Genomic DNA, 13,536 nt, shown 5'->3' with positions numbered 1-13,536 from the left:
GGGCGGGGGCCATGGCGGTCTCCGGTCTCTCGGATGCGAATGTGACGCCGCTCACCCTAAGCCAACGGCGGGGTCGTGCCCAGGCCGGCGTCGCCGTCGGGTCCGGGACCCTGGGGCGGGTCCGGCCGCGCGGATAGGATGAGCCCGAGGGTGTCGCGCTCGCCGCGCTCCCCCCGCCTGCCCGAGTCGACGACGCCTAGGAGCTGCAGCATGCCCATCGCATCCCCGGAGAAGTACGCCGAGATGATCGACGCCGCCAAGAACGGCGCCTTCGCCTACCCGGCGATCAACGTCACCAGCTCCCAGACCCTGAACGCCGCCATCCGCGGCTTCGCCGAGGCCGGCTCGGACGGCATCATCCAGGTCTCCACCGGCGGCGCCGCCTACTTCTCCGGCTCCTCCGTGAAGGACATGGTCGCCGGCTCGCTGGCCTTCGCCGCGTTCGCGCGCGAGGTCGCCAAGAAGTACTCCGTGAACATCGCCCTGCACACGGACCACTGCCCCCAGGACAAGCTCGAGGGCTTCGTCCTGCCCCTGCTGGACGCCTCCGAGGCGGAGGTGAAGGCCGGGCGCGACCCGATCTTCAACTCCCACATGTGGGACGGCTCCGCCGAGACCCTCGAGGAGAACCTGCGGATCGGCCGCGAGCTGCTCGCGCGCACCCACGCCAACAAGCAGATCCTCGAGGTGGAGATCGGCGTCGTGGGCGGCGAGGAGGACGGCGTGGCCCACGAGATCAACGAGAAGCTCTACACCACCGTCCAGGACGGCATCGCCACCGTGGAGGCCCTCGGCCTCGGGGAGCACGGCCGCTACCTCACCGCGCTGACCTTCGGCAACGTGCACGGCGTCTACAAGCCGGGCAACGTGAAGCTGCGCCCGGAGATCCTGCAGGAGATCCAGCAGGCCGTGGGCGAGAAGTTCGGCAGGGAGCGCCCGTTCGACCTCGTGTTCCACGGCGGCTCCGGCTCCGCCGCCCAGGAGATCGCCGACTCGGTGGAGTACGGCGTCGTGAAGATGAACGTGGACACGGACACCCAGTACGCGTTCACCCGCCCGGTGGCCGGGCACATGTTCGAGAACTACGACGGCGTCCTGAAGGTCGACGGCGAGGTCGGCGACAAGAAGCAGTACGACCCCCGCGTGTGGGGCGCCAAGGCCGAGGAGGCCATGGCCGCCCGCGTGGTCCAGGCCTGCACCGAGCTGAACTCGGCCGGCAAGAGCATCGGCTGACCCCGCCGTCCGCCGCGCCGGCCCGCACCCTCGCGTGAGGGTGCGGGCCGGCGTCGTCCTCAGCCCTCCCGCTCCTCCTGGGCCTGGAGGAACTCGAAGACCTCACGCTCGTCCACACCGGGGAAGGTCTGCGTGGGCATGGCCGCCAGCAGATGCGCGTGCATGCGGGCCGCGGGCCACACGTGCCCGCCCCACGCGGCCTCGAGCTCGGGGTCGGGGCGGCGGCAGCAGCGCGGATCCGGGCACGTGGAGGTGACCCGGTGGCGGGTGTCCGCGCCGCGGAAGTACCGGGCATGCTCGAACGGGGTGCCCACGGAGAGGGCGAACAGTCCGTCGGGGCCGTTCTCGATCATCGAGGTGCACCAGAACGTCCCGTTGGGCGAGTCCGTGTACTGGGCGTGGGCGCGGAACCGGTCGTTGCGGGAGAAGGCCTGCCGCGCGCCCCACTTCCGGCACGCCTGCTGGCCCTCGATCGCACCGGTGTGGTCGGCGGGGAACACGATCCCGTCGTTCTCGTAGGCCTTGTGGATCACCCCGGTCTCGTGGACCTTCTGGAAGTGGCAGCGGATGCCCAGGTCCACGGTGGCCAGGTTGGTGAACCGGTGCGCGGCGGCCTCGTAGGAGACGCCGAACGCGTCCTTCAGGTCGTCCACGGACAGGTCCCGGCGCTTCTGGGCGGCCCGCAGCAGCGACGACGCCGCCCGCTGCGGCATGAGCAGCGCGCCCGCCAGGTAGTTCACCGCCACACGCTGGGCGAGGAAGTCCTCGTAGTCCCGCGGCTCGCCGTGGCCCAGGACGGCGGCGGCGAGGGCCTGGAGCACCACGGTGCGGCGGTCGTGGTCCGAGGAGCGGGAGCCGCTGATGTGGATGCGCCCGTGCTTGAGGTCTGTGACGGAGCGCGTGGAGTGCGGCAGGTCCGGGACGAAGCGCAGGGTGAAGCCGAGGTGCTCGGCCAGCTCCGAGACCGCGTGCAGGCCCAGCGGCCCGCCCGTGTGGCCGATCGCGTCGAGCAGTCGATGCGCCTCGGCCTCGAGGTCGGGGTAGTGGTTGTCCACCGCGCGCATCCGGGCGCGCAGCTGGGCGTTGGCGCGGCGCGCCTCCTCGGGGGTGGCGGCCTGCTCCTCCAGGCGACGGCGCAGCTCGGCCTCCAGCCCCGCGATCACCTCGAGGACCTCGGTGGGGGTGCGCGGCCCGATGCGCAGCGGCGGCAGGCCGAGGGAGGCGTAGTGCTCCGAGCGCGCGAACCGTTCGACCTCGATCTCCAGTTCGGCCCGACGGGTGGGGGCCCGGCCGGTGAGCAGGTCCTCGACCGGCACGCCCAGGACCTCCGCGATCCGCTGGACCAGCGAGAGCCGCGGCTCGCGGCGGGCGTTCTCCACGAGGGACAGGTGCGAGCCGCTCACTCCCGTGCGCTCCGCGAGCTGGTCCAGGGTGAGGCCGGCCTGCTTGCGCAGGTGCCGGACGCGGCGGCCCAGCGCGACGGCGTCCACGGTCGCGCTGTCCTCGGGAAGCGGGCGGGTCATCATGCGCGGAACTGTAGACGGAACCGGGGAGGAGATCACGTGTTTCGGAAAGAAAGTCACATTCTTGACAAGCGGGGGGCCGTTGCCGTGATCCATGCCACATGGGGGCGCAAGGACTGTCACGTTCTGACCCAGTGGCAGGAACGGCCGGAGTTTCCACCGATTTTGTGCTCCAGAGGGCCTTGCCCGGGGCCAAGGTGGATGTCAACGGCAGCGACGGACACGTCGCACCGAACCCTTCACGAACCGGACCGATCCTCAGGAGGACGTCATGACCACCCAGCCCCACCACTCCACTCCCGCCTCCGCCGAACAGCTCCAGCACGACTGGGACAACAACCCCCGCTGGGCCGGCGTCGAGCGCAGCTTCACCGCCGAGGACGTCGTCCGTCTCCGCGGCCGCATCCAGGAGGAGCACACGCTGGCCCGCCGCGGCGCCGAGAAGCTGTGGACCCAGCTGAAGGACGAGAACGCCCGCGGTGAGTTCACCAACGCCCTCGGCGCCCTCACCGGCAACCAGGCCGTCCAGCAGGTCAAGGCCGGGCTGCGCGCCATCTACCTCTCCGGCTGGCAGGTCGCCGCGGACGCCAACCTCTCTGGCCACACGTACCCGGACCAGTCCCTGTACCCGGCCAACTCCGTGCCGCAGGTGGTGCGCCGCATCAACAACGCCCTGCTGCGCGCGGACCAGATCGAGCACGCCGAGGGCGTCAGCAGCGTCGAGGACTGGCTCGTGCCGATCGTGGCCGACGCCGAGGCCGGCTTCGGCGGCCCGCTCAACGCCTACGAGCTCATGAAGTCGATGATCACCGCCGGCGCCTCCGGTGTGCACTGGGAGGACCAGCTGGCCTCCGAGAAGAAGTGCGGCCACCTCGGCGGCAAGGTGCTCATCCCCACCGGCCAGCACATCCGCACGCTCAACGCCGCCCGCCTGGCCGCCGACGTCGCCGACGTGCCCAGCGTGATCATCGCCCGCACCGATGCCGAGGCGGCCACCCTGATCACCTCGGACGTGGACGAGCGCGACGCCGAGTTCATCACCGGTGAGCGCACCGCGGAGGGCTTCTACAAGGTCCGCAACGGCGTCGAGCCCTGCATCGCCCGCGCCAAGGCCTACGCCCCCCACGCGGACCTGATCTGGATGGAGACCGGCACGCCGGACCTCGAGCTGGCCCGGAAGTTCGCCGAGGCCGTCAAGGCCGAGTTCCCGGACCAGATGCTGGCCTACAACTGCTCGCCGTCCTTCAACTGGAAGAAGAACCTCGACGACGACACCATCGCCAAGTTCCAGCGCGAGCTGGGCGCCATGGGCTACACCTTCCAGTTCATCACGCTGGCCGGCTTCCACGCCCTGAACCACTCGATGTTCGACCTGGCCAAGGGATACAACGAGCGCCAGATGTCCGCGTACGTCGAGCTGCAGGAGCGCGAGTTCGCCGACGAGGCCCGCGGCTACACCGCGACCAAGCACCAGCGCGAGGTCGGCACCGGCTACTTCGACGCCGTGTCCACCGCCATCAACCCGGACAGCTCCACGGTGGCCCTGGCGGGCTCCACGGAGTCCGGCCAGTTCCACTGATCCGCTCAGCCGAGACCGCGAGGAGGCAGTCCCATGAGCCCGCAGACCACGACCCCCACCCTGCACGAGATCCATGCCGACGACGTTCGGGAGCACACGCCCCTGCCGCATGACGTGAGCACCCAGGCCATCCCCGTCGTCATCCCCGAGGGCGCCGCCCCCGTGGTGACCGTCCACGGGCCGGTCGACGGGCGGCAGGCCGAGATCCTCACGGACGAGGCGCTGGCGTTCCTCGGCCGCCTGCACCGGCTGGCCGAGGACCGCCGCCGGCGGCTGCTCGAGGAGCGGGAGTACACCCGGCGCCGCATCACCGACGGCTGGAACCCGCACTACCTGCGGTCCACCCGCCGGGTCCGCGAGGACGACTCCTGGCGGGTGGCGCCGCTGGCCCCCGGCCTGCAGGACCGCCGCGTGGAGATCACCGGCCCCGTGGATCGGAAGATGACGATCAACGCCCTCAACTCGGGCGCCTCAGGCTGGCTCGCCGACTTCGAGGACTCCTCGACGCCGTCCTGGGACCGGATGCTGGACGGGCAGGTCAACCTGTTCGACGCGATCCGCGACCAGATCGACTTCACCTCCCCCGAGGGCAAGGAGTACCGGCTGCGCGAGCGCGAGCTCACGGACCGGCCGACCATCATCGTCCGCCCCCGCGGCTGGCACCTCATCGAGGACCACATCCGCGTGGACGGCGAGCCGATGGCCGGTGCCCTCGTGGACTTCGGCCTGTACTTCTTCCACAACGCCGACGAGCTGATCCGCCGCGGCCACGGCCCGTACTTCTACCTGCCCAAGCTCGAGTCCCATCTCGAGGCGCGGCTGTGGAACTGCGTGTTCGTGGCGGCGCAGGACGAGCTGGGCATCCCCCAGGGCACCATCCGGGCCACCGTGCTGATCGAGACGATCACCGCGGCGTTCCAGATGGAGGAGATCCTGTACCAGCTGCGCAACCACGCCGCTGGCCTGAACGCCGGCCGCTGGGACTACATCTTCTCCATCATCAAGAACTTCCGGGACCGCGGGGCCGAGTTCGTCCTCCCGGACCGCTCGGAGGTGACCATGACGCAGCCGATGATGCGGGCCTACACGGAGCAGCTGGTCCGGGCCTGCCACCGGCGCGGCGCCTCGGCGATCGGCGGCATGTCCGCCGTGATCCCGGACCGCCGGAACGAGGAGGCCAACGCCGCCGCGCTGGAGAAGGTGCGCGCGGACAAGGCCCGCGAGGCCGGCGACGGCTTCGACGGCTCGTGGGTGGCGCACCCGGACCTCGTGCCGGTCGCCCGGGAGGAGTTCGACGCCGTGCTCGGCGAGGCCCCGAACCAGATCCGCACCCGCCGCCGCGAGGACGTGGTGCCGGACGAGGCCGCCCTGCTCGACGTCGCCGCGACCACGGGCTCGGTGACCGAGGCCGGCGTGCGGATGAACATCGAGGTCGGGATCCGCTACATCGAGTCCTGGCTGCGGGGGAACGGCGCCGCCGCGATCCACGGACTCATGGAGGACGCCGCCACGGCGGAGATCTCCCGGTCCCAGATCTGGCAGTGGGCACACAACGGCACCGGTGTGCAGCTGACCGAGGGCGGCGTGCGGACCGCCAACCGCGGCTGGATGGAGCAGCTGATCCGCGAGGAGCACGCTCGGATCCTCGCCGGCCCGCTGCCCGAGGGCCACCGGTTCGAGGACGCGGTGCGCGTGTTCTGCGAGTCGGCCCTGCCGCCGGAGTACCCGGCGTTCCTCACCCTGGGCGCGTACCGCCGGCACTTCGCCGGTCAGGACGACGCCGCGGCGAAGGCCTGATCCGCCGGGCCCCACGACGACGGCCGGTCACCTCACGAGGTGACCGGCCGTCGTCGTGCCGGGTGTCAGTCCCCGGACGTGGAGGGGGACGGGGAGGCCGAAGCCGACTTCGTCGGTGACGGGCTGGCCGACGCCGAGGCGGACGCCTCCGCGGCCCGCTGGGATTCGGCGGCCTCCCGCGCGGCACCCTGGAACGGCCGCGGCGGCTGGCCGGGGGCCACGGGGCCGGGGGCGCCCTCGGGGCGGTCGATCGTGGACTGGTTGTTCAGCAGCTCGTCGGGCACGCGGCCGGTGGGGATCTCCCGGGCCTGGGCCAGGGCCTCCTCGTCCATCTGCGCGTTCAGGAAGAACGGCGAGCTGAGCTTGATGACCTCCTGGAAGTCCCCGGCGTCCTTCAGCACGGTGTCCGCGAGGTGGTCGCGGGTCTCGGTGACGAGGGTGGTGCTCTGCGCGACCGGCGAGTTCTTCACCTGGGTGAGGCCGCCGTTGGCGTCACCGAAGCCCTCCATGGAGCCCATGGTCACGGAGACCATCTCACTGCCGTCCTCGGAGCAGGCCCACGCGGTGCGCTGGGGCAGCAGGGGGGCGCCGTCCTGGCCGCCGACCATGCCGGGGCGCAGCAGGGCGAGCAGCCCCTTGCCGGTCTTCGGGTCGAACGTGTACTCGTCCGCCACGGCGGCGGGCTCCTCCTGGCACCACTCCAGGCGGGAGCCGTCCCGGTTGTGCTGGTAGTGGACCTGCGCCAGGGGCATGCCGGGGCTGTACTCGAAGTAGCCGTTGTAGACGCAGGTGAGGAACTCGTGGGTCTCGTCCTGCGAGGCGAACAGCTGCACGATCTCGATGTTCGAGCTGTCCGGGATGTGCGTGGCGACGGCGTCCAGGGTGCGCTGGTCCAGGACGTCGCGCGTGCAGTCCATCACGGAGACGGTGTCGTTGCGGACCGCGGCCGTGTTCTTCCAGGCCTCGGTGGCGGCGCCGTCCTTGATGCCCGGGCCGACGGTCTCGAACGCCTGACGCGGCTCGGCGCGCGGGGTGCCCTCGGCGGACTCCGACGCGAGGGCCTCACGGACGCGGGACGCCGCGGCGGACGCGGGGTCGGTGGGGCTCTCCGTGGCCGAGCCGGCCGCGGCCGAGGCCGCCGATCCGCTGGGCGCCGCGGCGGTCGACGAGGCGGGCTCACCGGACTGGCCGGCCGAGCCGCAGCCGGCCAGGGCGAGGGCGAGGGCGGCGACGCCGACGGCCAGCGGGGCACGGCGGGTGGGTCATGGGGGCTCCTTCGACGGCATCGGCGGCCCGGCCCCGGGAGCGTGGGGCGGCGGACGGACGCTGCGCCTACGGTACCGGACCGTCCTGGACGCGGGGACGGCGACGGCGACCCGTCCGGCGTCCGGCGCCGTCGATAGACTCGGCCGCGACCGCATCGTCCGCGAGGAGAAGAGGCATCCCATGTCCGAGTCCCTGATCGGCAAGAACCTGATGGAGCCGCCGGCCACGCGCCTGCCGGAGGAGCCGGAGGTGCTGGCCCGGCTCGAGGCCGGTGACCTGCCCGAGGACATCGTGCCGGTGGCGCCCGAGTCCTCCCTGGTGTGGGCGCTCATGGCGGAGGACGCGTGGGCCGAGGGCCGGACCGTGGACTCCTATGCGTACGCCCGCGTCGGCTACCACCGGGGTCTGGACGCGCTGCGCCGGGCGGGGTGGCGCGGCGCCGGCCCGGTGCCGTACGCCCACGAGCCCAACCGGGGCTTCCTGCGCGCCCTGTACGCGCTGGGCCGCGCGGCCGCCGGGATCGGGGAGTCCGAGGAGGTCGAGCGCATCCGCACCTTCCTGCGGGATTCGGACCCCACGGCGGCGGACCAGATCGAGGCCGACCAGGGCCGCGCCCGGGGCTGAGCGGAGCCGTGGCCAAGCTCTACTTCCGCTACGGGGCCATGAACTCCGGCAAGTCCACGGGCCTGCTGCAGGCCGCCTTCAACTACGAGGAGCGCGGCCAGCGGGTGCTGCTGGCCAAGCCGGAGGTGGACGTGAAGGGGGAGGGCGACGTCGTCTCCCGCCTCGGTGTGACCCGCGCCGTGGACTTCCTCGTCCCGGCGGGCGCGGACGTGCGGGAGCTGTTCCGCCGGCACGCCACCGGTGACGACCCGGACGCCCTCGTGGGGCACGTGGAGGCCCCGCCCGTGGCGTGTCTGCTCGTGGACGAGGCACAGTTCCTCGAGCCGGCGCAGGTGGACGACCTGCTGCGCATCGCCGTGCTCGACGGCGTCCCCGTGATCGCCTACGGACTGCGCACCGACTTCCGCACCCGCTCCTTCCCGGGCTCCGCGCGGCTGCTGGAGCTGGCGCACTCCCTCGAGGAGCTGAAGACCATCTGCCGGTGCGGCCGGAAGGCGGTGTTCAACACGCGCAAGGTCGTTGACCCGGCCACGGGCGCCGAGCACTTCGTGTTCGAGGGGGACCAGGTGGCGATCGACGGTGTCCAGGTGACCTACGAGTCCCTGTGCGGCACGTGCTACCTGGCGGAGTCCGGCGGTGCCCTGGGCTGAGGCGGCCATTGCCAGGCAACTGCCAGGCTGCGTGACGGCTGCGCCCATGCTCGGTTCGTACGGTGGAACCACTTCATCGAGGTGCGAGTGATGAAGGTGCGAGTGATGACAGGCGAAGGGCCCCGGTGATCCCGGGGCCCTTCGTCTGTCCTGCCACGTCCGGCATCGGCCGATCGGGTCAGAGCGAGACGAGCAGGAGCGTGCCGCCGAAGACGAGCCCCGACGCGAGCAGCACGACCGTGGTGTACCCCAGGATGTCGCGCATCTTCAGCCCGGCGATCGCCAGAAGGGGGATCGCCCAGAACGGCTGGATCATGTTGGTCCACTGGTCGCCGTAGGAGACGGCCATGATGGTGATGGCCGGGTCCACGCCGAGCGCGTCGCCGGCCTGGAGCATGATCGGGCCCTGCACGGCGAACTGTCCGCCGCCGGAGGGGACGAAGAAGTTCACGAGGCCCGCGGCCAGAAATGCCAGCAGGCCGAACGTCACCGGGTTCGAGATCGCCACGAAGGCGTCCGAGAGCACCGCCACCAGGCCGGTGGTCGTCATCATGCCGAGGATGCCCGCGTAGAGGGGGAACTGCAGCAGGATCTCGCCCACGTTGGACGCGGCCGACTGGGTGAGGCCGATCAGCTCGTGCGGGCTGCGCACTAGCAGCAGGATCAGCGCGAGGAAGGACCAGTTGACGATGTCCAGGGTGAGGGTGCCGCCGCCGACGAAGTGCATCACCAGATAGACCACGAGCATGGCGCCCACGAGGAGCGTGGGGACACGGGAGGCGTCGAGGCGGTCCGCCGGCGTCTCGATCTCCGGTGCGGGCACGGCGTCCTGGTCCCGCGCGTCGATCTCCAGCTCCACGATCCGGTCCCCGGCGCGCGGGGCGACGAGGAACAGGGCCAGGGCCACGACGAGCACGGTCACCACGGCGGCGGTGATGTTCCACCAGGAGAAGGTGGTCTCCGAGACCGGGACCGTCCGGCCGTCCAGGCTCTCCGTGAGGAACGAACCGGGGGTGGCGGCCGTCAGCGGGCCGGAGCCCGAGTACCCCATGTGCCACACCACGAACCCGGAGAACCCGGCGGCCACCAGCATCGGGAAGTGCAGGACCAGCCCGCGCTCACGGGCCTGCGCCGCGACCTCCTTGGCCAGCAGCGCACCCACCACCAGGCCCAGGCCCCACGTGATGAGGGAGGCCGCCGCCGCCACCACGAACACGAAGATGTAGGCGGCCAGGGGCGTGCGGGGAATGCTGGCGAGCCTGGCGAGCAGACGGCGCACCGGGCCGGTGTTCGCCAGGATGTGTCCGAGCATGAGCACGAGCGCCATCTGCGTGATGAACGCCAGCAGTCCGGACAGACCGTCACCCCAGCCCACGACGACGTCGGCCGGCCCGGCCGGAGTGAGCAGCAGGCACAGGGCTGCCACCGCGAACGTGAGCACGATGGTGAACACGAGCGAGGACGGGATGAACCGCTCCATCGTCGTGTTCAGCGGGCGCATGGCGCGGCTGAAGAACGTGCCCTCGCGGGCGGTACGGCCCGAGGGTCCGGGTGTGGGCGGACGTGTGGACGTGGCGGACATGAGGCTCCTGTTCAGGGTGAGAGGCCACGGCGAGAGTGATGTGGATCACTCTAGGCGCTCGATCGTCGTGGGCAGGGCCTGGGCCACGTCTCTGGCCGGGCGCTAGACGACGAGAGTGCGTCGGCGGTCGATTCCCCAGCGGTCGACGACGTCGTGGCCCGGCTCGGCCGGGTCACCCGGAATCTGTACGCGAGCGTGGACGGGCTCACCGACAAGGGATGCACCGTACGGGTCTCGACCGAGTGGGATCACGGTGCCCAGGCCCGGCACTTCCCCCGTAGCCGGACTCATGCTCGGCATCAAGGCCGCATTCGCTGAGTTCGAGCGTCGAAGGATCAAGGAGCGCCAGGCCGAAGGGATCGCCCCAGGGTGTGTTGCCCCCTTCCAGGCGCTGCTGTCGATGGCCCTTCCGTCTCCGCTCTGGTGGAGTACGGCTCTGGTGAGAGGGCCACGCGCTCTCGGTGCATGGCATGACAGGGTCTCAAAGTCAGGGCTCCCCGGGCATGCATGAACAGGTCCGGCTCCGGTACTCTTCTTGCATGACTCTTCTGACGGTGGGGGAGGCCGCCGAGCGCCTCAAGGTCTCCGACCGCTATGTGCGGCGCCTCGTCGAGGACGGTGATGTGCCGGCCCGCCGCCTCGGAGAATCCTGGTTCATCGATGAGCGTGCCCTGGCCCGTCGTGCCCGCAGGGCGCCGGGTATCGGCCGCACCTGGGCTCCGCGGACCGCCTGGGCCGCCGTCGACCTCCTTGCCGGAGGAAACGGACGGGCCTTCCTCGACCAGCCGCGGATCTCCCGTCTGCGCTCCCGGCTGCGAACGCTCACCGCTGCCGAGATGCACCGACTGGCTGAGAACAGGGCCCGGCCCCACCGGTTCCACGCCTCGCCTCGAGCCCGAGCCAAGCTCGCCGACGTTCTCGTGCCCTCGGGGGTGTCCGCCCTGGATCAGTCGGATCTCGCCCGCCGCTTCGGGCTCGCCGCTGTCGAAGGGAACCAGCGGGAGGAGGGCTATCTGCTCGGCGACCTGGAGGCTCTCCAGTCGCGGCTCCGCCTCGACGCCTCGGCGGCGGGGGAAGTGGTGATCCGACACATACCTGCCCCCGTGGATCCCTCCGCCCTGCTTCGCACTGAAACAGTCGTGGCGCTGGACCTCATGGACTCCGACGACGTCCGTGAGCGGGCCGCCGGGCGAGAGGCCCTCGATCGACTGTTGCATCGTGTCTGAGCCGCGTCACCTGAGCGTGGAGGACCTCCTCGGATGTGAGGCGGGCCTCGGCGCTGGAGATGGCCTAGGGCGTGTCTGAGAATGGCTCCAGGGACCCGCTGAGATCCGGGGAGCCATGTCCCGGTTCCAGGTCGTCTTCGACGCCCGATCGGAGCTGATCGCCCCGCTGCTCCAGATCGCACGGGCCGGCAGGGCCGGCCCTTCTCGGATGCCCGCACGATGGTCGAAGCGATCATCTACCGGTGCAGGTGCGGGACTCCGTGGCGGGATCTGCCCGAGGTCAACGGGCCCTGAGAGGCCGCGTGGATCTGACATCGACGCAGGGTGTGGGCACTGGTCTGTCCGGGGGCTGACTCGAGGACTTTTGTTCGTACCCTGTCTGTCATGGCCACCCCTCTCCTGGAGCTCGCCGCGAGTCGAGGCGTCTGCTTCCCGCTGCGAGCCCGCCGGCTGACCCTCACCCCGTTCCGGGGTCTCGATGCACCCGCCGTGTGGGGCTTCTGCCGTCTCGAGCAGGTGTGGACGTGGACCTCGGGCCGTCCGGAGAGTGAGGGCGCGCTGCGCGAGTCCTACCTCGGGGCGGGGGACCGCCTCACCGTGCGGGCCGGAGACGTCATCGTCGGTGTCGGGAAGGTCGCGGTGCAGGACGCGTGGAGTCAGGACGGCCCGCAGGAGGAAGCCCGGGACGCCCAGGCCGAGCTCGGCTGGACGATCGATCCGCGCCAGGCCGGGCAGGGCTATGGCACCGAGCTTGCGCGAGCCCTGCTGGGCTTCGCGTTCGACGATCTGGGTGTGCGACGCGTGGAGGCTCATGCCTTCGCGGACAACGCTCCGAGTCTGCGCATCATGGAGAAGGTGGGGATGCGTCACGAGGGCACGTTCAAGGAGGAGTCTCTGCATCTCACGCGCGGCTGGGTGGATGGCGCCACCTACGCGATGCTCGCCTCGGAGTTCCATTCGCCCCTTACGCAGGAGTGATCCCGGCGGCCACGACCGCATGATCTGCCGCTCCACCGCCGAGGGCCGTGTGCCAGCAGGGGGCTGTGAGCCGGGTGGGGAATGAGCGTGAGTGGCGGTGGCGCATCGGTGTGGCACCTCCCCTGGTGGGTTCGGCTGGTGTGTTCGCGGGGCTGCGGCAGGATCTGGGACTGGGGTGGGGTTTGACGCTGGTGGCCGTCACGGCCCTCGGGGCGATGCTCGCCTTGCGAGGGGTGCATCACCGGGTCGAGGCGGAGCAGGCTCGCCGCAACGTGTTTGACGCCGGAGCCGGCTCCACCGCGTGGGTGATGCTGCTGATGGGGGCCGCGGTCATTCCGGGGCTGGTGCTGAACGCGATCGACGACGCCGGCGTCCGGGCGGTCGTGGCCGGTCTGCTCGGCGCGGTGCTCGCTGCCGCCGCCCACGGCATCCTCGCGGCGACGACGACGTTCGAGGAGCAGCCTCGGCCCGAGCCGGTCCCTCTGGACCGGCACGGGCGCTGACGTCGGGGTCATGGCCCCCCGCTCCTGAACACTGTTCAATGAACACTGTTAGAGTCCCTCGAGTCAGACCCACCCGGGGCCGAGCCCCGCCCACCGGAGAGGCCCGCATGACCGCCACCCAGGACCCCCCCCGTCTCTTATAAACATCTGACGCTGCCGACGACTTAATAGGTGTAGCCACGCACCCACCCGGTGGCGGTGTTCGTGGCCACGGATCAGCTGGCGCGGGTCGCGGTGGAGAACCCGGACTCGCGGCGGGCCGAGCGGGCGGTCTGCTTGCGCTTGGCGCGCGTAGGGGTCGCCGGCGAAGATCAGGCCGAGCACGAGGAAGGCCAGCGCCCCTCGGGGGTGCTCGATGCCGTCGTGGGCGGCCTTGGGATGTTCGGTGAGGATTTTCACGGCCTCCTTGGCCTCGGCCGGGTTGCCGTCGGGGGCCTTGTCGACTGCGAGGCAGCAGTCCTCGAGCGCGGCGAACGCGCGGTCCCAGGGATCGGCCCTGGACCGCCGCGGAGCTGCGCGCGCACGGCGTCCTCGTGGGATGCTTCCGCCCGCCCAGCGTGCCCGACGGCATCGCC

Annotated in this window: 12 protein-coding genes and 2 pseudogenes; 11 read left to right on the top strand and 3 right to left on the bottom strand. The window is 71.2% G+C overall.

Annotated elements, in window-relative coordinates; genetic code table 11:
• The first annotated feature begins 210 nt into the window (after positions 1-210).
• Positions 211-1,233 (top strand): class II fructose-bisphosphate aldolase, encoded by a 1,023-nt coding sequence (gene fbaA / locus J1M41_RS05310; RefSeq protein ID WP_095695227.1) that lies wholly within the window; start codon positions 211-213, stop codon positions 1,231-1,233.
• A 59-nt stretch (positions 1,234-1,292) separates the two neighbouring features.
• Here the strand turns inward: fbaA and J1M41_RS05305 are convergent, their stop codons facing one another.
• The gene (locus J1M41_RS05305) at positions 1,293-2,759 is read right to left on the bottom strand and encodes a helix-turn-helix domain-containing protein (protein WP_061866883.1); all 1,467 of its coding nucleotides are present in this window, start codon (positions 2,757-2,759) and stop codon (positions 1,293-1,295) included.
• 268 nt (positions 2,760-3,027) lie between these two features.
• Here J1M41_RS05305 and aceA point away from each other — a divergent pair, with 268 nt between their 5' ends.
• Both aceA and aceB read left to right on the top strand, forming a co-directional pair.
• Entirely contained in the window at positions 3,028-4,335 is a 1,308-nt protein-coding gene (gene aceA, locus J1M41_RS05300) for an isocitrate lyase (RefSeq protein ID WP_012750705.1), read from the top strand.
• Positions 4,336-4,368: 33 nt separating this feature from the next.
• Positions 4,369-6,132: a malate synthase A gene (gene aceB / locus J1M41_RS05295; RefSeq protein WP_115165501.1), complete on the top strand. Its 1,764-nt coding sequence runs from the start codon at positions 4,369-4,371 to the stop codon at positions 6,130-6,132.
• A 65-nt stretch (positions 6,133-6,197) separates the two neighbouring features.
• Here aceB and J1M41_RS05290 read toward each other — a convergent pair whose 3' ends face one another.
• On the bottom strand, positions 6,198-7,049 hold the full coding sequence (locus J1M41_RS05290; protein WP_241247764.1) for a hypothetical protein: 852 nt from the start codon (positions 7,047-7,049) through the stop codon (positions 6,198-6,200).
• A gap of 529 nt (positions 7,050-7,578) precedes the next feature.
• On the opposite strand from J1M41_RS05290, the gene J1M41_RS05285 reads away from it, so the two are divergent.
• Positions 7,579-8,022 carry a DUF3151 domain-containing protein gene (locus tag J1M41_RS05285; RefSeq protein ID WP_206451314.1) on the top strand — a complete coding sequence of 148 codons (444 nt, stop codon included), beginning with the start codon at positions 7,579-7,581 and terminating at the stop codon, positions 8,020-8,022.
• Positions 8,023-8,030: 8 nt separating this feature from the next.
• A complete protein-coding gene (locus tag J1M41_RS05280; protein WP_010079593.1) occupies positions 8,031-8,672 on the top strand; it encodes a thymidine kinase in 642 nt (213 codons plus the stop codon).
• Between the two features lie 178 nt (positions 8,673-8,850).
• On the opposite strand, the gene J1M41_RS05275 is transcribed toward J1M41_RS05280, so the two are convergent.
• Positions 8,851-10,173 (bottom strand): short-chain fatty acid transporter, encoded by a 1,323-nt coding sequence (locus J1M41_RS05275; protein ID WP_044658673.1) that lies wholly within the window; start codon positions 10,171-10,173, stop codon positions 8,851-8,853.
• A gap of 352 nt (positions 10,174-10,525) precedes the next feature.
• Between J1M41_RS05275 and J1M41_RS12040 the strand changes: the two are divergent.
• From J1M41_RS12040 to J1M41_RS05250, 6 genes and pseudogenes are all read left to right on the top strand, one after another.
• Positions 10,526-10,618, top strand: a pseudogene (locus J1M41_RS12040) (recombinase family protein); the annotation flags it as partial.
• Between the two features lie 175 nt (positions 10,619-10,793).
• Positions 10,794-11,480 carry a helix-turn-helix domain-containing protein gene (locus J1M41_RS05270; RefSeq protein ID WP_020626743.1) on the top strand — a complete coding sequence of 229 codons (687 nt, stop codon included), beginning with the start codon at positions 10,794-10,796 and terminating at the stop codon, positions 11,478-11,480.
• Positions 11,481-11,595: 115 nt separating this feature from the next.
• Positions 11,596-11,759 (top strand): annotated as a pseudogene (locus J1M41_RS05265) (transposase); the annotation flags it as partial.
• 105 nt (positions 11,760-11,864) lie between these two features.
• Complete coding sequence (locus tag J1M41_RS05260) at positions 11,865-12,458, top strand: GNAT family N-acetyltransferase (protein WP_020626742.1); 594 nt, start codon at positions 11,865-11,867, stop codon at positions 12,456-12,458.
• Positions 12,459-12,523: 65 nt separating this feature from the next.
• A complete protein-coding gene (locus J1M41_RS05255) occupies positions 12,524-12,961 on the top strand; it encodes a hypothetical protein (RefSeq protein WP_241247791.1) in 438 nt (145 codons plus the stop codon).
• 192 nt (positions 12,962-13,153) lie between these two features.
• Positions 13,154-13,536 (top strand): hypothetical protein (locus J1M41_RS05250; protein ID WP_206451313.1); only part of this gene is annotated, 383 nt, incomplete at its 3' end.

It is taken from the genome of Micrococcus sp. KRD096 (assembly GCF_017168495.1).
Taxonomy (GTDB): Bacteria; Actinomycetota; Actinomycetes; order Actinomycetales; family Micrococcaceae; genus Micrococcus; species Micrococcus luteus.
This window is presented reverse-complemented; position numbering and strand designations above follow the sequence as displayed.